This window comes from Streptomyces endophytica (genome assembly GCF_026153355.1).
Classification (GTDB): domain Bacteria; phylum Actinomycetota; class Actinomycetes; order Streptomycetales; family Streptomycetaceae; genus Streptomyces; species Streptomyces endophytica.
Genome location: NZ_CP110636.1, coordinates 4100880 through 4119658 on the forward strand (window position 1 = coordinate 4100880; position 18779 = coordinate 4119658).

Sequence of the window (18779 nt, forward strand, 5' to 3'; positions counted from 1 at the left end):
ACCGCACTCGTCCGCGGGCGCGACCGGCACGCCCCCGCCCTCCGGCACGCCCTCCTCACCGCCCTGGACACCGTCCCGTCCGGTGCCGGAGCGCCCCTCCCGCCCCTGCCGGCCACGGACGCACCGGAGCAACGCGAGGCCTGGCGACGGCCCCGTTGGCGGACCTCCTCCGGGCCGCGGACTGGTACCGCCCGCTCGCCGTCACCCGCCGGCCGATGGCCGAGGGACGCGCCGCCCACACCCTCCACGAAGCGGCCTACCTGGGCCTCGTCGCGCACGGCAGCCTCACCCCCCTCGGGCGGGCCCTGCTCAACGGCCCGGACGCCCTCGCCGATCCGCTCGGCGATCTGCTGCCGGCACCGCTCGAACAGGCCCACTTCCAGGCCGACCTGACCGCCGTCGTCCCCGGCCGGCCGTCCGCCGCACTCGCCGGACTGCTCGCCTCCGCCGCCGACCGGGAGTCCGAGGAACACGCCGTGACCTGGAGGTTCACCCCCGCATCGGTCCGCCGCGCGCTGGACACCGGACACTCGGCCGATACCCTCCTGACCGAGCTCACCGGCGTTTCGGCGACCGGCGCCTTGCCGCAGCCGCTCCACTACCTCGTACGGGACGCCGCCCGCCGCCCACGGGCGGATGCGGTGCTGCCCGCCGCCTGCTGCATCCGCTCCGACGACGAAACCCTCGTCCGGGAAACTCGCCGGCCACCGCGGACTGCGCGACCTCGCCCTGCGCGTCATCGCCCCGACCGTCCTGGTCAGCGGCCGCCCGCCGACCGCCACCCTGGACGCGCTGCGCGCCGCGGGCTATGCGCCGGCCCTGGAGTCCGACACCGGCACGACCACCGTCGAACGCCTCCCCCTCACACCGCTCGCAGGCCCCCGCCCCGGCCCGCGACCCGCACGCCCCGCTTCACCTCGCCCGGCGCCTCCTGGGACGGGAAACAGCCCCAGGAGGCACCCGTGACCGGCGAACTGACCGGCGGAGCAAGCGGTCCTGACCGGCGGCGGACGGCGCCCGCGGCGGCCGGGCGGCGGCTACTCGTACTCCGTGCGGCGCCCTTGCGCGTCAGATAGGCGGCGCCGACCACCTTGGCCACCGCCCGGCCGCCCAGCTCCGCGCTGTAGCGGTCCCGGAGCGGGCGGACGACCACCACCCTCCCGGATGTGCGCCGCACGCCCGGACAGCGTCTCGCGGCCCTCGGCCAGTTCCATCACCGCGCCGCCTCGTAGGGGCCGCGGTACAGCGTCGGCACCAACGGGAGCCGGCCGTCCAGCATCCCGGTCAGCTCCTCGGGGTCCAGCCACCGCAGCTGCCCGCCGGCCTCCACGGCGACGTCGAACACCGCGTAACCCGGCTCCCACGCCGGCTGTCCGCGCCGTAGCCGAGGTCCTGGGGACACCGGCGCCGTAGACCTCGCCGTTACACCCCGAGCCGCGACGCCCCCAGCTCACCGGCGAGCTCCGCCGCCACCCGCGCGACGTCGTGGCCGCGCACCGCCCGCCAGTACAGGTTCTTCGGGTCTCCATCAGGGCGAGCCGCTGCGCGCCCAGCCCCTTGGAGGTCACCTGGAGTCGCCCGCTCTCGGCGTGGTACGTCACACACAGCACCGTGCGTGCACCTTCTCCGTGACCGGCCACCGGCTCGCCGTCCATGAACGCCGCCGGACAGCGCTTGAGGTTCTCGATGTCGATCCACGGCAGCAGTTCGGGCGCCGCCTCGACGTCCCCGCTCATCGAAACCGGCACCGGCGGGACCCACTTCACGATCCCCAGCTCCGCCGCGAAGTCGGAGCCGTCCGCCCGCGCCTTCGCCAGATCCACCCCGGCCAGTGCCGTCGGGCGGCAGACGATGCCCTGCGACAGCTCGCCCCGCAGCCGGATCGCCTTGACCCGGTTGGCCGCGGAGCCGGCCAGCTTCCCCGTCAGCCCGAGCTCGGCCACCAACTCCCCGGGCAGCACGGCCTGTTCCGGTATGTAGACCGCCAGATCGCCCGTGCGGTAGGCGCCCTTGGCGACCACCGCGCGATACAGGCCCACCTGGCGAGCTCCAGCGCATCGGCGTTCGGATGCGCGTGGATGGTCAGTTCCTCGGCGGTGACGCGCAGCGTCGACATCCCGCCCCCCGTTCCTGGCACTGCCTCGGGCGGCGCCCGGTTGCGCCGCCCCGTCCCACTCTGAGCGACCCCGAGGACGCCGGGCGACCGAATTTCCCCCATGGGCCGGTACGTCCGGGCCGGCGGCCGCGGGATCAGCCCTCGGCCGGTTTACGGCGCCCCGCCCTGCCGGTGCGGCGCAGTGCCGTCGGCCGGAAACCGAGCGGGCGCCGGGCGGTGGGGACGGCCGAGACGGCGGACGGTGCGGCGGCCGCGGCGGCGAGATCTCAGGCGGGCGCCGGAGGCGGTGGGCTGCGCCGTGGGCGGACGGGCAGCGGGGGCGCCTCCCAGTCCGCGGTGCCGGTGACCGGACGGGTCCGGGCCGTGTCCCGCAGCATCGCGAGGGCGGCCGGGCCGCGCAGGAACGGTGCCGGACGCGGGCCCGGTGACGGCGTCGACATAGGCGCGGCAGACGGTGGTCCGGCGGCGGCGGGGGAGTGGCCGGGCACACCGATGGCCACGGACCAGAGCTCGTCGACGAGGCGTCCGATGGTGCGCTGGACCCTCCGGGCGAGCGCCGGATCGTCCATGCCGTACCGGGCCAGTGCCTCGCGCAGTGCGGTGGCGCCGTGGGCGGCGAGCGACAGGCCCTGGCCGAAATCGGGGCTGAGCGCGGCCACCGCACCGCCGAGCGCGGAGGAATCCCGAGGGCCAGGACGGCAGTTGTTCGTAGCGCCACCGCCGGTTGACGGTGTCGCGGGACAGCCGCACCTCGCTCAGCGGCTCGGCGTCGGCGATGAGGTCACCGATGCGGGGATCTCCCGCGCGCCGGGCGAACGGCACGAACCGGCCGGCGTGCTGGGTCGGCCGGTCCTCGCCGGTGCCGGTGAGGGTGACCAGCCAGCGGCCGCCCTCGATCGGCACCAGCGTCGCGGTCCGCTCCGGGACGGCCCGTACCGGGAGGGTACGTCCGGCCGCGGCGCGGGCGGCGCCGGAAGGGCCGGGCGGCGGCACGGTGAGGCCCGAACGGGAGGTGAGCACCGGGAGGTTCTCGGCGCCCTCGGGAGCGCGGAAGATCCGGGTCGCCGAGACGATCGCGGAGTCCGCGCGGTCCTCGCCCACCCGCGGCAGTCCCAGGGCGGCGAGCCGCGCCCGGCTGGTGGAGTGGCGGCCGGTGGCGTCGACGACCAGGTCGGCGTCGAGCCGATACGTTTCACCGGTCGTGGTGTCGCGGACCCGCACCCCGGTGACGTGCTCCGCGGTGCCGGTCAGCTCCTCCGCTTCGGTGCCGTCGACGACGGCGACCCCGGGGCGGGCCGGCACCTGCTGCCGGATGACCCGGTCGAGCAGATCGCGGGAACAGGCGATCAGATGCGGCGGACCGTGCCGGTCCGGCCGGCCCAGGGAAGCGCGACCGGCCAGTTCCGCCGGCACCGGGACCCGGCGGGCGCCCTCCGCCAGCCAGCGCTCGACACTGCCGGGTACCAGGGCCTCGACCATCCGGGCGCCGTGCGCGGCGAGCAGATGGGCGTGCCGGGCGTGCGGCAGGTCGGTCGGCAGCGCCGGGGTCCGCGGCAGCCGCTCCCGCTCGACGACGATGACCTCGGCGTACTCGGACAGCGCGGCCGCGGCGAGCATGCCCGTGAAGCCGCCGCCGAGCACCACGGCGAGGTAGGGGTGGGTGAACTGCAGCCCGCTGCCGGGCGTACTGCTCGAGGCGTTCATGGGCAGTCCCGTTCTCGTCGGCGGCGCACGGTCCCCCGGCGGGGGCGGGACACGTCCAGATAGAGCGGTGCCGCGTATGGCCGGGAGTGGCGGCGTGCGGCGGCGATGACGGCATCCGTGGCAGCCGCGACGGTGGCCGTCAGCGAGGGCGGCAAGGACGCGGATGCGGTCCGCAGCAGGCGGAGAGGTGCCGGTGGAAGTGGCAGTGCGCGTTGTGGGTCCCGGCAGGCCGGCGCGTACGCCGGCCTGCCGCCCCCCGATTTCCCCATCATGATTCCCCCTCAGGCCGTGCCCGCGCTGCCCTGCACGCGGCCATGCCCTCCGCCACCCGCCCGTATCACCGGGTGCGGTGGGCGAGCGGCACTGCCTCGCGGAGCGCGCTCGGCCCCAGGGGACGCGGCCGTCACAAGTGGTCAACGGCGGACACAATTCGGGATCGTAGGCGGCGGCGATCACTTCCGGTAGCCGACTTTGAGCGAGGGATGCGAGGCAGCCATCTCGGCCATACCGCTGGGTAGATCTGCTGCAAAACGGCGCAATCGGTAGAAAATGCTCCGGCCGTTTCTCGCGTCGCGAGAAAGCAGGCGGGAAAATCTCGTCAGGAGAAGGGCAACGGCAGGCCGAACCTCTCATGGTTGGCGCGAAATGATCGGGTATCCGCCCGACAACGACCGCCCCGCCTACCCTGTGCGGGCACCGCACTTGTGAACCTGAGGGAGAGTCGTGCGCGCGATTGTGATGCGAGAATTCGGCGGTCCGGACGTGCTGCGGCTGGAGGACGTGCCCGAGCCCGCACCCCGCGGCGGCCACTCGCTGGTCCAGGTGACCCTGGCCGGTGTCAACTACGCGGACGTGCACGTCCGGGGGGACTCCTACCTCGCCCCCGTGGAGCTGCCCTACACACCCGGCAACGAGGTCGTGGGGACCGTGGACGGCGGCCGCCGGGTCGTCGGACTGTGCCGCGGCGGGGGCTACGCGGAACAGGCCCTGCTGCACCGCCGCGTCACCTGGGACGTGCCCGACGCCATCAGCGACGAACAGGCCGTCGCGCTGGCCCTCCAGGGCAACAGTGCCTGGCACCTGCTCTTCACCGTACTGCGGATCACCAAGGGCGAGACCCTCGTCGTGCCGGCCGCGGCCGGCGGCGTCGGCTCGCTGGCCGTCCAGCTCGCCGCGCACGCCGGGGCCAGGGTCATCGGCCTCGCCGGCTCGCCCGAGAAGCGCGAACTGGCCGCGAAACTGGGCGCCGACGCCGTCGTCGACTCGCACGCCGACGACCTGACGGAGCGCATCCTGGACGCCGCCGGCGGCCCCGTCGACGCCGCTCTGGAGATGACCGGCGGCGCCACCTTCACCCGCACCCTCGCCGCCGTCGCACCGCGCGGCCGGCTCGCCGTCTACGGCTTCGCCGGCGGCGACCTGGCGAACGTGCCGACCCGGGACCTGATGGAGCGCTCCCTGAGCGTTTCCGGCTTCTGGCTGCCGCAGCTCTACGCGGACCGTACGGCACTGCCGACGTCCATGCGGGCGCTGTTCGACGCCGTCGCCGACGGCACCCTCCAGCCGCTCACCGGCGCCGCCTACCCGCTCGGCGAGGCCGCCCGGGCGCACCACGACCTCGCCGCCCGCACACCGACCGGGAAGCTCGCCCTCGACGTCGCCCGATAATGCGGGTAACCCGGGGCCACGGGCGGGCAGAACGGCCCCGGGAGCACTCCCGGGCGCCGACTGCCGGAGGGTGCGGCCGCGGGTGACGGGGGCGTCGGCTTCCACCGGACACGCCGGGCGCCTACGGGCGCGGAACACTGCCAGGGGAGAGAGCACACGATGGGCAACAGCACCACAGCACCGGGTTCGCCGGCCGCGGCCGGCGCGTCGGCCTCCGCTTCGGGCACCGCCGTCACGACGCCGGGCCCCTCGGGGCGCAAGAACGGACGCCAGACGGCGAAGAACGGGTCCTCGGCGGGCACCCGGGCGTCGGGATCCAGCCATGCCGAGCGGGTCTTCCTCGTCCAGACCGCCTTCGCCGAACTCGGCGGATCGGCCCACGGCCCCGGCGAGATAGCCGAGTTCACCGGCCTGGACGACTCCGTCGTCTACCGCATCCTGCAGTCCGGCATCTACCAGCGCATCTTCGAACGGGTCGACCGCGGCCTGTACCGGCTGCGCACCTCCGCCGCCCAGCTCGCCTTCACCGCGCTCGACCACCGCCTCGACGGCACGGTCACCCAGACCGTGCTGCAGGAACTGCGGACCGCCACCGACGGCGGGCTGGCGTTCCTCTACATGGTGGCGCCCTTCTCCGGCGCCCAACGGCAGTGCGTCGACATGGCCGTCGGCGACTCCGACCTGGCCGAACTCGGCATGACGCCGCGCGATGTGCTGTCCGTGACGCGCTCCCTGCGCACCGGCGCCTCCGGGCGGACGATCCTGGCCTACCTGCCGGAGGTGCTCCAGCAGCGGGTCCTGGCCGAGCCCGTACCGGACCAGGCCGGACCGGGCGTCTACCGGGACAACGACGCGCTGGCGGCCTCCCTCGCGGAGGTCCGCGACCTCGGCTACGCGCTCGGCTACGAGGAGTGCATGGCCGGATGGAACTCCTGCGCCGCGCCGATCATCTGGGACGGCTCCATCATGGGCGCGGTGCTCCTGCTCAAGCTCAAGTCCGTGATGCCGGTGGCCCCCGAGGACGTCATCGAGGCGACGAAGGAGGCGGCGGCCGAACTCAGCCGCTACGGCGCCGCCGGCCCGGACGCGGGCCAGGCCTGAACCGCGGCGCGACGGAACCACACCCGACACCCGAGGGGGACCGATGGAAGCGGAGTTGGTGGCACTCGCCACGGCAGGGGCGACCACGCTCGTACAGCAGATGGCGACGGAGGGCTGGGGCACCGTGCGGCGCCGCATGGCGGCCTTCCTCGCCCGCCGCCGGGGCGCTGGGGACGCGGCCGCGCTGGAGGGCGAGCTGGACGACTCGCGCGCCGATCTCGTCGCCGCGCAGGAGGAGGGCGACCGGGACGGGGTGGCGGGCGTGACCGCGGCCTGGCGGCTGCGGCTGCGACGGCTGCTGAGCGAGGACCCGGCCGCCGCGGCCGAACTCCGCGCCCTGCTCGACGAGGTCGCGCCGGCACCGGACCGCGGAACCGTGTGGCACGTGCACAACAACATCAGCGGCGGGGTCAACGGCACCGTCGTCCAGGCCGGCTTCGTCTCCGAGGTCCGCAACTCCCCCTCCCGCCCGCCGGGCCGCTCCCCGGCTGACCCCGCGCGCACCGCGCCCCGCCGCCCGGCACAATGGCGGGGTGCGGCTCGAAGCGATCACCTGGGAACGGCTCACCGACGCGCTCGCCGAGCGGATCCTCACCACGGAGGCCGAGGACGGCAGCCCCTGGCGGAGAGTGGCCCTCGACGGAGCGCCCGCCGCCGCACCCGGCGACCTCGCCGAACGGCTCGCCGAGGCGCTGCGGCTCCGCGGGCGGGCGGTGCACACGGCCGGCGCCTTCGGCTTCCTGCGCCCCGCCTCGCTGCGGCTCGAATACGGCCGGGAGGACCCCGACGCCTACCACGACGAGTGGTTCGACCGGCAGGCGCTGTGGCGCGAGGTCTTCCAGCCGCTCGACCCGGGCGGCACCGGTCGCGTCCTCCCGGACCTCTGGGACCCGGTGGCCGACCGGGCCACCCGCAGCGCGTACGTGACGCTGCCGCCCGGTGGCGTCCTGCTGCTGCACGGTCCCCTCCTGCTCGGTCACTGGTTCCCCTTCGATCTCACCGTCCACCTCACGCTGTCACCGGCCGCGCTCGCCCGCCGCACCCCGCCGCACGAGCACTGGACGCTGCCCGCCTTCGCGCGCTACGAGGCCGAGACCCGGCCCGAGGAGGCCGCGGACATCGTCGTACGGGCCGACGACCCGCGCCGGCCGGCCTGGAGCGGGCCCGCCTGATCCGGCGGCCGCGGAACGGTCCGGCGGCCTCAGACCAGCTGTCGGATCTCGCCGCGGACGCGGTAGAACCCGCCCGCGGCCGCCGACAGGTCGTCGACGACATACCGCACCCCGGGCCGGCGTATGTGCCGCGGGAACTGGACGTTCCAGGACGGCTCATAGCCCTCGGAGACCACATGGACCCGCAGCCGGCCGCCCTCCTGCACACACTCCACCACGACCCCCGAGGCGGCCGCGGACGCCACCGTCCGCACCGTGGCCGAGGGCGTGTACGTCGGCAGCGCGGCGGCCGACTTCACGTCCCGGGCCACCGGCACCGTGCCCGCCCGGGCGGCGGCGACCGCCGCCTCGCTCGCGTCCACGCACACCAGCGACCCGTCGGTGGTGACCATGTACAACTTCTCGTCCAGATACTGCATCGACAGCGCCGAACCCCCGCCCGTGCCCAGCTTCCACAGGCGGGTGCCGTCGGCGGCGAAGCAGTACACCGAGGAGGCCGAGTCGCCGGCGAAGACGTAACGGCCGCCCGGTGCCGTCGCGCAGGAGTAGACGACCGTGTCGCAGGCGTACGTCGCCTCCAGCGCACCGGAGTCCTTCGCCAGCCGCTGGACCACCCGCCGGTCGGTACCGGCGTACACCGAGTCGTCCTCCTGCCAGCCGAACAGCACCGCGCCCTGGGTCGGCGTGTGCCACAACTCGCCGCTGCCGTCGGCCAGGTAGGCCGTCACGCCACGCCGGTGGCCGTGGTAGACGGCGCGCTCGTCCCGCCGCACCATCCAGGCGTGGTCACCGGTGCTGCGCCGCGACCACTGGTACTCGTCCTCGTGGTCGATGACCGTCAGACCGCCGCTGCGGTCCGCGACGTTGAGGATGCCCTCGCGGATGTCCAGCCAGAAGATGTCGACGTCGGGGGCGATGCCGTAGGCGGCGAAGGGGAGTTTCGAGGAGAGGTCGTAGACCGTGCCGTCGTCACAGCCGGCGTAGATCCAGAAGTCGTCCGCCACCAGGCACTTGACGCCGTCGGGCAGCCGGTAGTGCGCCAGCACCTCGCCGTCGTGGCCGAGCGCGTGCACATCGCCGTTCTGGTTGCCGACCCAGGCGCGGTCCTCGTCGATGTGGATGCCGAACGCCGCGGCTCCGGTGCGGAACCGCCACAGCACCGGCGCGACCGCGCGGGCCGTCGACGGCGCCGAGGACACCTGGCGGCGCGTCACCGGGCGGGCGGTGCGCTGCCCCTGGACGGCCGGGGCGTAGCCCTTGCGGACCTTCTCGCCGATCTTCTTCGCCGCCGCGGCCTGGGCCTTCTCCCGCGTCGGGAAGGTCGAGGTCTGCCGCTGGCCGGCCGCGCCGATCCGGCCGTAGCGCACCGAGACGACCGTGTCCCGCACCGTCACCTCGTAGAACTTGTGGGCGCCGCCGCCCTCTTGGGACAGTTCCAGGTACGTCGTGGTCTCGGACATGATGCTCCCCTCCCGGGCGGCCCCGACGGCCGTCCCCCGCTGTGAAAAACCGTACGGCCGACCACTGACAACGGGCCGTGGAGCGCGGCCCGGGGCCGCTGAACGCCCTGCTCAGGGCGGCGGTTAGCGTGGGGGCGTGACCTCTTCCTTCACCGCATCAGACCCCTCCGGCGCGGCCGACGCGCTGCCCGGCAGCCAGGGGCCCACCGCAACCGTGGAAGCCCGGCCGGGCTCCGTCGGCACCGTCAGGATGACCTACGCGCCCGACCCGGACGGCGACCCGGACCCGGGCGAGATCGTCTGGACCTGGGTGCCCTACGAGGAGAACGACGGCCGGGGCAAGGACCGGCCGGTGCTGGTCGTCGCCCGGGAGACCGGCGGCACGCTGCTGGCGGTCCAGCTGTCCAGCAAGCGGCACAGCAACGACCGGGAGTGGGTGGCCATAGGCGCGGGCCCCTGGGACCGCGCCGGCCGCGACTCCTGGGTGGCGCTCGACCGGGTCCTTCGGGTGCACCCGGAGGGCATGCGGCGCGAGGCGTGTGCCCTGGACCGGGGCCGCTTCAACCTCGTCGCCAACCGGCTGCGGGAGTTCCACGGCTGGCGCTGAACGGCCGGGGCCAGGGCGGCGTCAGGCGTCCGCCAGCGCCAGGAGCTTGGTGACGGTGTTCCAGTTGCGGGCGGTGGCCGTCACCCCGAGCGGGGTGCGGCTCACCAGCGCCGCGAGCTTGGAGCGGCCGATGCCGTCCGGGCACCACAGGTACAGTTCGCGTCCGGCCAGCCGGAACCGGTCGGGCGCGAACGCCGCCTGGTCGATCGCGTTCAGCCGCGAGGTGTCGGCCGGCACCTCCGACAGGAACGTCAGGTGCAGGCTCCTGGGCTCCGCCACGGCCTGCGGAAACGGGTTCGCGGCGACCGCGGCGGCCAGCTCGTCACGGGTCCGCACGACCACCGGCACATTGAGGCCGAGCTCGGCGGCGATCCGGTCCTCGATCCGCCGGGCCGTCTCGCCGGGCGGGGTGCCCGGATCGGCGAAGACGAGATTGCCGGTCTGCAGCAGCACGGTGACGTCCTTCAGCCCCAGCGCCTCCGCCAGCTCCCGCTGCCGGGCCTTGGGGAAGGAGTTGTGGCCTCCGACGTTGATGCCGCGGAGCAGGGCGATCTGACGGGACATGGCACTGCCCTTCGGGGAGCCGGCCTCGACGAGGACGGACGACGGCCGGTACCGGGAGCCGGAACCGGAGGGACGGGATCAGAAGAGCGGCGCGGGCAGCACGCCTTCGAGCGCGAGCAGTTGCCGCTTGGTCTCCAGGCCGCCGCCGAAGCCGCCGATCCCGCCGTCACTGGCGACCACGCGATGACAGGGCACGACGACCGGCAGCGGATTGGACCCCATCGCGGCACCCACCGCGCGGGCGGCACCCGGCTCCCCGACCCGGTCGGCGAGGTCCTGATAGCCGACCACGTCGCCGTAGCGGACACCGGAGGCCAGGGTCTGCAGCACCCGGGCATGGAAACCGGACGACAGTGACCAGTCCAAGGGGACGGTGAAGGTCCGCAGGTCCCCGGCGAAATAGGCGGTGAGCTCGGCCGCGGCCGTCGCCAGCGGGGGTGTCTCCGGAAGCGGCGGCCCGCCGAAGAACTGCTCCAGCCGGGTCAGCGCGCGGCGGCCCCTCCGCTCGTCCGCGTGGAAGACGACCTGCACCAGACCGTCCCGCGTCGCGGCGAGCAGCAGCGGGCCGATGGGGGTCACAAGGCGGGTCCACGCCCAGTCGCGCCGGGCGGCGGACCCGGCCTTCGGCGGCGCGTCCGCCCGGGCCGCCGGCCCCGGAACCTGCTCGGAATTCGTCACCTGATCAGGGTAGGACGCGCCACTGACAACGCGGCGGGGAACGGCCCCGCGGACGGCCGCCGCGGCCCGCTCCCCGCAGGTCACCGGCGCTCAGCCGGAGTGGTCGCGGCCCTCCAAGGCGTCCCGCACCACGTCCGGCTTGTTCGTGATGATGCCGTCGACGCCCAGCCCGGCGACCTTCACCGCGGTGGCCGCGTCGTCGACGGTCCAGGTGTACAGGTCCAGCGGCCGCCGGTGCGGCCCCCGCAGCCCGTGTACGGCGGCGACGTATTCCGGGGTGACCACCGTGTGGACCGGATTGATCTGGTCGCAGTACTGCGCGTACTTCGGCAGGTCGGCCACCGAGGGGTTCCCGAGGAAGCCGGTTCTGATGTCCGCGCGGGCGGTGTGCACGGTCTTGATGGCGTCGGCGTTGAAGCTCTGGATGATCAGCCGGTGCCGGAGGTGCTCCCTGTCCAGCCAGCCGGCCCGGCGCAGTTCCCTGAGGGTCTGCAGCTCGATGCCCGGGTAGAGCTCCGGCGACTTCAGCTCCATCAGCAGGCTCTGGTCGTTCTCCTCCACCTCGTCCATGTAGTCCACGAGGGTCGGCACCCGCTCGCCCTCGAACTTCGGTGCGAACCAGCTGCCCGCGTCCAGCTTCTCGATCTCCTTGAGGGTGAAGTCCGAGACGTTCCAGGGGGAGCGGTCGGGGAAGACCTGCTTGACGTTGGTGGTCCGTGCGAGCGAGTTGTCGTGGAGGATGACCAGCTCACCGTCCTTGGTGCGCTGGACGTCGTTCTCGACCCATTCGAAGCCGAGCCGGGCGGCTTCGTCGATGGAGGCGAGGGTGTTCTCGGGGGCGTACGACGAGGCGCCGCGGTGGGCGACCGTCACCGGGGTGTTCCGGTGCGGTGCGGCCTGGGCGGCGGCCGGGGAGAGGACGAGCGCGGACAGACCCATGAGCGCACCGGCGACGACGGTGGCAACGGGGCGAATACGCATACGGACTCCTCGTGACGTCGTGAGGTGAGCTGACGAGAACGGACAGGAACCGGAGGGACGGAAGAGGCTCGCAGCCGGGCCGTGACGGGAGGCGGTCGTGGGGTGGCCGGGCGCTGAACGAGACATGGCCGGTGTGCCGTGTGGAGCGTCGCGCAATTGCAGGATGCCCGGATCTGTCATGCAACAGACGTACGCTTCCGCCGCCGTCCAACTTGCCGGAGCCGGAGCGTCCGCGCATCTTGGCCGATGATGTGTCACCCGTCGCGCTTCTGACCGGTTTTGGTCAGGCGGGCAGAAAAGCTGGACTCGGGGACCGCCTGGCTCGGGGGCCCGGTCGATCATGAAGCCGGCGTCGCGGGGCACCGGCGGACGGTGATCGGCGGGGCGCCCCGCGATGGCGGCCCCGCGGCATCCGGCCGACGCCGCCGCGCCGCGTCCCGCGCCCGCCGGACAGTGCCGCCCCGTCGCTGAGGCGGCCCCGACATCGCAGGTCGGAGCAATTGCCACGTCGATTGTCAGTGGCGGGTCGTACGGTGGATTCCATGCGGCCCGTATCAAAGATCGAACGCACGGTGGCACCTTTCGAGGTCGTCAGCCCGTACCAGCCCAGTGGTGACCAGCCGGCGGCCATCGCCGAGCTGGAGCAGCGCATCCGCGGGGGTGAGAAGGACGTCGTCCTGCTGGGCGCGACCGGTACCGGCAAGTCGGCGACCACCGCGTGGATGATCGAGAAGCTGCAGCGCCCGACCCTCGTCATGGCGCCCAACAAGACCCTCGCGGCCCAGCTCGCCAACGAGTTCCGCGAGCTGCTGCCGAACAACGCCGTCGAGTACTTCGTCTCCTACTACGACTACTACCAGCCCGAGGCGTACGTCCCGCAGTCCGATACGTACATCGAGAAGGACTCCTCCATCAACGAGGAGGTCGAACGGCTGCGCCACTCCGCGACGAACTCCCTGCTCACCCGGCGTGACGTCGTCGTGGTCGCCTCGGTGTCCTGCATCTACGGCCTGGGCACGCCGCAGGAGTACGTCGACCGGATGGTGCCGCTCAAGGTCGGCGACGAGATCGACCGCGACCAGCTGCTGCGGCGCTTCGTCGACATCCAGTACAGCCGCAACGACCTGGCCTTCACCCGCGGCACGTTCCGGGTGCGCGGCGACACCATCGAGATCTTCCCGGTCTACGAGGAGCTGGCCGTCCGGATCGAGATGTTCGGCGACGAGATCGAGGCGCTCTCCACCCTCCACCCGCTCACCGGCGAGGTGATCAGCGACGACCAGCAGCTGTACATCTTCCCCGCCAGCCACTACATCGCCGGCCCCGAGCGCATGGAGCGCGCCATCGCCGGCATCGAGGCCGAGCTGGCGGACCGCCTCACCACCCTGGAGAAGCAGGGCAAGCTGCTGGAGGCCCAGCGGCTGCGGATGCGCACGACGTACGACATCGAGATGATGCGCCAGATCGGCTCCTGCTCCGGCATCGAGAACTACTCCATGCACATGGACGGCCGCGAGCCCGGCTCGGCGCCCAACACCCTCATCGACTACTTCCCGGAGGACTTCCTCCTGGTCATCGACGAGTCGCACGTCACCGTCCCGCAGATCGGTGCCATGTACGAGGGCGACGCCTCCCGCAAGCGCACCCTCGTCGACCACGGCTTCCGGCTGCCGTCCGCCCTGGACAACCGGCCGCTGAAGTGGGAGGAGTTCCTGGACCGCATCGGGCAGACCGTCTACCTGTCCGCGACCCCCGGGCCGTACGAGCTGGCCCGGGGCGACGGCTTCGTGGAGCAGATCATCCGCCCGACCGGCCTGGTCGACCCGGAGGTCGTGGTCAAGCCCACCGACGGGCAGATCGACGACCTGGTGCACGAGATCCGCACCCGCACCGAGAAGGACGAACGCGTCCTGGTCACCACGCTCACCAAGAAGATGGCCGAGGACCTCACCGACTACTTCCTGGAACTCGGCATCCAGGTCCGCTATCTGCACAGCGATGTCGACACCCTGCGGCGCGTGGAGCTGCTGCGCGAGCTGCGCTCCGGCGAGTTCGACGTCCTGGTCGGCATCAACCTGCTGCGTGAGGGCCTCGACCTGCCCGAGGTGTCCCTGGTGGCCATCCTGGACGCCGACAAGGAGGGCTTCCTGCGCTCCGGGACCTCGCTGATCCAGACCATCGGCCGCGCCGCGCGCAACGTCTCCGGCCAGGTGCACATGTACGCCGACAAGGTCACCCCGGCGATGGAGAAGGCCATCGACGAGACCAACCGCCGCCGGGAGAAGCAGCTGGCGTACAACAAGGAGCACGGCATCGACCCGCAGCCGCTGCGCAAGAAGATCGGCGACATCGTCGCCACCATCGCCCGGGAGGAGATCGACACCCGGGAGCTGCTGGGCAGCGGCTACCGCAAGCCGGGCGACGCCAAGGACACCAAGGGCAAGGCGCCGGTCCCGGCGCTGGGCGGCAAGCCGGCGAAGGGCAAGGGCGCCAAGGAGGGCGCACCGCTGACGGATCGTCCCGCGGCCGAACTCGCCGAGCTCATCGAGGAGATGACGGAGCGGATGCGGGCCGCCGCGGCCGAGTTGCAGTTCGAGATCGCCGCCCGGCTGCGCGACGAGGTCGGCGAGCTCAAGAAGGAGCTGCGGCAGATGAGGGAGGCCGGCGTGAAGTAGTGGGGGGCCGGGCGGGTGGCGCACTCACCAGGACGGGTGGCGCGCCCGCCCTGGTGTTGCAGAAACGCCACAAACGCGGGCCCGTGACGCCCCGGGCCCGCCGTCGTGCGTAGGGTCGAAGCTGCCGCCGGAAACGTGGGCGGGACGGTACAGAGAGGGGACGGCGCGTGTCGGTCAATTTGTCCAAGGGGCAGGGCATCAGCCTGCAGAAGTCCGACGGGGGGACGCTGACCGCGGTCCGGATGGGGCTCGGTTGGCGCTCGGCGCCGCGCCGCGGACTGTTCGGCCGGCGGACCAAGGAGATCGACCTCGACGCCTCGGCGGTGCTGTTCGCCGGCACGCAGCCGATCGACGTCGTCTTCTTCCAGCACCTGGTCAGCGACGACGGTGCGGTCCGGCACACCGGTGACAACCTGGTCGGCGGCGCCGGCCAGGGCGGTGACGACGAGGCGATCCTGGTCGACCTGGCGCGGCTGCCGGTCCACATCGACCAGATCGTCTTCACCGTCAACTCCTTCACCGGGCAGACCTTCACCGAGGTGGAGGACGCCTTCTGCCGGCTGGTCGACGAGACCACCGGCCAGGAGCTGGCCCGCTACACCCTCACGGGCGGCGGCAATTACACCGCGCAGGTCATGGCCAAGGTGCACCGCGTCGGCAACGGCTGGCAGATGACCGCCATCGGCGAGCCCTCCGTCGGCCGCACCTTCCAGGACCTGGTCCCGGCGATCGTCCCGCACCTGTAAGCAGCCGCAGCACCACGGCAGCGCGCACCCGGGCCGCGCCGCCGTGCGCCCCGGGCAGCCGCCCGGGGCGGGCCCGGGACGAGTGACAACCAGGGGGAAGAACGATGACGGCCGAGCTGGTCCGGGGCCAGAACCATCCACTGGACCGGAGCCGGGTGGAGCTCCGGATCGCGGCGGGCGTCCCCGTCGTGGCCGGGATGACGCTCGGCGACGAGCGGGGCGGGCTGCCGGGCGCCGAAGCCGTGGTCCACCCGGGTGCGCCCCGCCGGCCCGGCGTCGAGGTGCCCGACCGGGCCGCCGCCGAGCACCGCCTCACGGTGGACCTCGACGCGCTGCCCGCGGCCGTCCACCGGGTCAGCGTGCTGCTGGCGCTCGCCGCCCGGAGCGGCGCGCCGGCCACCTTCGGCGCGGCCCCCGCCCCGTCCGTACGGCTCACCGCCGTCGACGGCACGGGCCTGGCCGGCTACACCGTCACCGGACTGACCGCCGAGACGGCCGTCGTCGCCGTCGAGCTGTACCGCCGGCAGGGCGCCTGGAAGGTACGGGCGGTGGGCCAGGGGTACTCCGGCGGCCTGGCGGCGCTGCTGCACGACCAGGGGCTGGCCCGGGCGGCCGAAGTAGCCGCCGAGGTCGAGGCGGCGGCCGCACCGGACCCGGCGCAAGAGATCCCGGCCCCCGCCCCCGTCGGCACGTCCGCCCCCGTCGGCACGTCCGCGGCCGGCGCCCCGGCCGCCGCCGGCCCCGTCGACTACCGCCACCCCAAGCGCCGCAGCACCCCCGCACCCGGCCCCACGCCGCCCGCACCGGCCCCGTCCGGCGCCCCCGCGGCGGACGGCCCTCCGCCGCCGGTGGCCGGGGACGCCGCCGGATGGAGCATGGAGGAGCGGCTCTACAACCAGATCTGGGGCATGTTCGAGGACCTGGCCCGCTCGGTCGCGGCCTACCGCAGCGCATCGGACTTCGCCGCGTCCCGTCTGGAGCAGGAGCTCGACGAGGTCCTCGCCGACCCGCGCAACCGCCTCGGCACCGCCGCCGACGTCGCCCGGGCCACCGCCCGCGACCGGCACGCCACCCTCCTGACCCAGGCCCGCGCCGCCCTCGACCGCGACCTGGCGCAGCTGACCGCCGAGTCGGAGGTCGTCGAGCCCGCCCTGCCGCCCGCCTTCGCCCGCTGGGACAACCCCGTCTGGCAGGGCCCCCACGTCCCCCTGGAGCGCCCGATGGCGCTGCGGCTGGGCGATCTGCACCTCCCCGAGGTGCTGGACCTGCGCATCCCCATGCTCGTCCGGCTCCCGCTGGAGCGCGGGCTGTGGATCGACAGCGGACCCGACTCCGTCGTCCGTGGCGCGGAGCCCGGACCGGAGCGCGAGTTCGGCCGGCGCGAGCTGGGCAGCGCGCTGACGGACGGGCCGCCGGACGCGGCGGAGATACGACGGCTCGCCCTGGAGGCCGCCGTCGCGATCGCCGCCCGGCTGCTCGCCGTCCACCCCGCCGGGGAGTTCGCCGTGCAGGTCATCGACCCCGGCGGTACGGCGGCGCAGGCACTCGCGCCGCTCGTGGAGACCGGTTTCCTGCCGGGGCCCCCGGTGCCCGGCGCCAAGGGGGTGGCCCCGGTCCTGGAGGGGCTGATCAGGCGGGTCGACCTGGTGCAGATGGCGATGCGCAGCCGGGCCGCGGACGCGCTCCCGCCGGATCTGGACACCGCCGAGCAGCTGCTGATCGTCCATGACTTCCCGCACGGCTTCGACGACCGCGCGGTGACCATGCTCCGCTATCTGGCCGACGAGGGCCCGGCGGCCGGGGTCCATCTGATGATGGTCGCCGACCGCGCCCAGGCCCAGGAGTTCGGCCCGGTGCTGGACCCGCTGTGGCGCTCCCTGCTGCGCATCACCCCGGTGCCGGACGCCCACCTCGCCGATCCCTGGGTCGGCCACGCCTGGACGTACGAGCCGGCGCTCGCCCCGAAGGGCAGCCAGGTGGTGCGCCAGGTGCTGACCCGGCTCGCGGAGGCCCGCCGCGCCGCCGCCCGCACCGAACCCGCCGGCCCACCCCTCCCACCAACCCACTGACCAGGCCTTTTGTCTATCCCTTTACTAAACCTTGGCCATCCTTTACTCTTCTTGGTGCGGAGGGGAGTACTCCCGATGCGGCGTACCCGTCATCACGGCTCGTGCAGGTGACGAGATCCCGGGACGCCGGCCCCGTGCCCTTCGGGCGGCGCGGGGCGGAAGAGACCTCCGGCAGCGACGACGCTGTGAGTGCCGTACGACTCTGCCGGAGGAGCAGTGGACGTTTCCCTGACCCTGTGGGCGCTGACCATCCTTGGTCTTTGCGCCCTGATCGCCGCCGACTTCTTCATCGGCGGCCGCAAACCACACGAGGTCTCCCTCAAGGAGGCCGGCACCTGGACCGCCGTCTGGATCGCGCTCGCCGCGCTGTTCGGCCTCGGGCTGCTGGTCTTCGGCGGGACCGCACCGGCCGGTGAGTTCTTCGCCGGCTTCATCACCGAGAAATCCCTGAGCGTCGACAACCTCTTCGTCTTCGTCCTGATCATGGCGAAGTTCGCGGTCCCGGCGGTCTACCAGCAGCGGGTGCTGATGGTGGGCGTGCTGATCGCGCTGGTGCTGCGGGCCGGCTTCATCGGCGCGGGCGCCGCGATCATCGCCAACTTCTCCTGGATCTTCTACCTCTTCGGCGCGTTCCTCATCTGGACGGCCTGGAAGCTCATCCAGGAGGCGCGGGCGGACCAGGAGGACGAGGAGTACGAGGAGAACCGCTTCCTGAAGCTGGTCGAGCGGCGCTTCCCGTCGACCGACCGCTACCACGGCACCAAGCTGTTCGTGGTCGAGAACGGCAAGCGGCTGATGACCCCGATGCTGATCGTCATGCTGGCGATCGGCACCACCGACGTCCTCTTCGCCCTGGACTCCATCCCGGCGATCTTCGGCCTCACCCAGGACCCGTACATCGTCTTCACTGCCAACGCCTTCGCCCTGATGGGCCTGCGACAGCTGTACTTCCTGATCGGCGGCCTGCTCAAGAAGCTGGTCCACCTCTCCTACGGCCTGTCGGTCATCCTCGGCTTCATCGGCGTGAAGCTCGTACTGCACGCGCTGCACGAGTCCGGTGTGGCCGTACCGGAGATCAGCATTCCGGTCTCCCTGGGCGTCATCTGCGCCGTGCTGGTCGTCACCACGCTCACCAGCCTGCGCGCCTCGAAGAAGCAGGCGGCGGCCGAGGCGGCGGACGCGGACGCGAAGCAGCGCGTCGAGGCCTGAACAGCCGGAGACGGGCCGTCACGCGGCCC

Annotated in this window: 15 protein-coding genes; 9 read left to right on the forward strand and 6 right to left on the reverse strand. The window is 73.2% G+C overall.

The window, feature by feature from the left end; translation table 11 throughout:
• Window positions 1-155: 155 nt before the first annotated feature.
• Window positions 156-1076 (forward strand): helicase-associated domain-containing protein, encoded by a 921-nt coding sequence (locus tag OJ254_RS18240; RefSeq protein WP_265363176.1) that lies wholly within the window; start codon window positions 156-158, stop codon window positions 1074-1076.
• Here the strand turns inward: OJ254_RS18240 and OJ254_RS18245 are convergent.
• Both OJ254_RS18245 and OJ254_RS18250 read right to left on the reverse strand, forming a co-directional pair.
• Window positions 1038-2039 (reverse strand): RNA ligase (ATP), encoded by a 1002-nt coding sequence (locus OJ254_RS18245; RefSeq protein ID WP_265363177.1) that lies wholly within the window; start codon window positions 2037-2039, stop codon window positions 1038-1040. The two genes, OJ254_RS18240 and OJ254_RS18245, sit on opposite strands and share 39 nt — an antisense overlap.
• 227 nt (window positions 2040-2266) lie before the next feature.
• Complete coding sequence (locus OJ254_RS18250; protein WP_265363178.1) at window positions 2267-3820, reverse strand: FAD-dependent oxidoreductase; 1554 nt, start codon at window positions 3818-3820, stop codon at window positions 2267-2269.
• A gap of 723 nt (window positions 3821-4543) precedes the next feature.
• Between OJ254_RS18250 and OJ254_RS18255 the strand changes: the two genes are divergently transcribed.
• The 3 genes from OJ254_RS18255 (at window position 4544) to OJ254_RS18270 (ending at window position 7761) form a co-directional block, all read left to right on the forward strand.
• A complete protein-coding gene (locus tag OJ254_RS18255) occupies window positions 4544-5488 on the forward strand; it encodes a quinone oxidoreductase family protein (protein WP_265363179.1) in 945 nt (314 codons plus the stop codon).
• Window positions 5489-5647: 159 nt separating this feature from the next.
• Window positions 5648-6589 carry an IclR family transcriptional regulator domain-containing protein gene (locus OJ254_RS18260; protein WP_265363180.1) on the forward strand — a complete coding sequence of 314 codons (942 nt, stop codon included), beginning with the start codon at window positions 5648-5650 and terminating at the stop codon, window positions 6587-6589.
• Between the two features lie 533 nt (window positions 6590-7122).
• Entirely contained in the window at window positions 7123-7761 is a 639-nt protein-coding gene (locus tag OJ254_RS18270) for a nucleoside/nucleotide kinase family protein (protein ID WP_265363181.1), read from the forward strand.
• Window positions 7762-7790: 29 nt separating this feature from the next.
• Here the strand turns inward: OJ254_RS18270 and OJ254_RS18275 are convergent, their stop codons facing one another.
• Window positions 7791-9221 (reverse strand): WGR domain-containing protein, encoded by a 1431-nt coding sequence (locus tag OJ254_RS18275; protein ID WP_265363182.1) that lies wholly within the window; start codon window positions 9219-9221, stop codon window positions 7791-7793.
• A gap of 136 nt (window positions 9222-9357) precedes the next feature.
• On the opposite strand from OJ254_RS18275, the gene OJ254_RS18280 reads away from it, so the two are divergent.
• Window positions 9358-9828: a type II toxin-antitoxin system PemK/MazF family toxin gene (locus OJ254_RS18280; protein WP_201802071.1), complete on the forward strand. Its 471-nt coding sequence runs from the start codon at window positions 9358-9360 to the stop codon at window positions 9826-9828.
• A 21-nt stretch (window positions 9829-9849) separates the two neighbouring features.
• Here the strand turns inward: OJ254_RS18280 and OJ254_RS18285 are convergent, their stop codons facing one another.
• The 3 genes from OJ254_RS18285 to OJ254_RS18295 all read right to left on the reverse strand — a co-directional run bounded on the left by OJ254_RS18285 (window position 9850) and on the right by OJ254_RS18295 (window position 12051).
• Window positions 9850-10392, reverse strand: a complete 543-nt coding sequence (locus OJ254_RS18285; protein ID WP_265363183.1) for a DUF1697 domain-containing protein — start codon at window positions 10390-10392, stop codon at window positions 9850-9852.
• A 78-nt stretch (window positions 10393-10470) separates the two neighbouring features.
• On the reverse strand, window positions 10471-11070 hold the full coding sequence (locus OJ254_RS18290) for a methylated-DNA--[protein]-cysteine S-methyltransferase (RefSeq protein WP_265363184.1): 600 nt from the start codon (window positions 11068-11070) through the stop codon (window positions 10471-10473).
• Window positions 11071-11160: 90 nt separating this feature from the next.
• Window positions 11161-12051: a glycerophosphodiester phosphodiesterase gene (locus tag OJ254_RS18295; RefSeq protein ID WP_265363185.1), complete on the reverse strand. Its 891-nt coding sequence runs from the start codon at window positions 12049-12051 to the stop codon at window positions 11161-11163.
• 542 nt (window positions 12052-12593) lie between these two features.
• Between OJ254_RS18295 and uvrB the strand changes: the two genes are divergently transcribed.
• The 4 genes from uvrB (at window position 12594) to OJ254_RS18315 (ending at window position 18750) form a co-directional block, all read left to right on the forward strand.
• Window positions 12594-14726: an excinuclease ABC subunit UvrB gene (gene uvrB, locus OJ254_RS18300; protein WP_265363186.1), complete on the forward strand. Its 2133-nt coding sequence runs from the start codon at window positions 12594-12596 to the stop codon at window positions 14724-14726.
• 167 nt (window positions 14727-14893) lie between these two features.
• Window positions 14894-15472, forward strand: a complete 579-nt coding sequence (locus tag OJ254_RS18305; RefSeq protein WP_265363187.1) for a TerD family protein — start codon at window positions 14894-14896, stop codon at window positions 15470-15472.
• Between the two features lie 104 nt (window positions 15473-15576).
• Window positions 15577-17541, forward strand: a complete 1965-nt coding sequence (locus tag OJ254_RS18310; RefSeq protein ID WP_265363188.1) for a TerD family protein — start codon at window positions 15577-15579, stop codon at window positions 17539-17541.
• A gap of 216 nt (window positions 17542-17757) precedes the next feature.
• Window positions 17758-18750, forward strand: coding sequence for a TerC family protein (locus OJ254_RS18315; RefSeq protein ID WP_265363189.1), 993 nt, complete (start codon window positions 17758-17760; stop codon window positions 18748-18750).
• Window positions 18751-18779 lie beyond the last annotated feature (29 nt).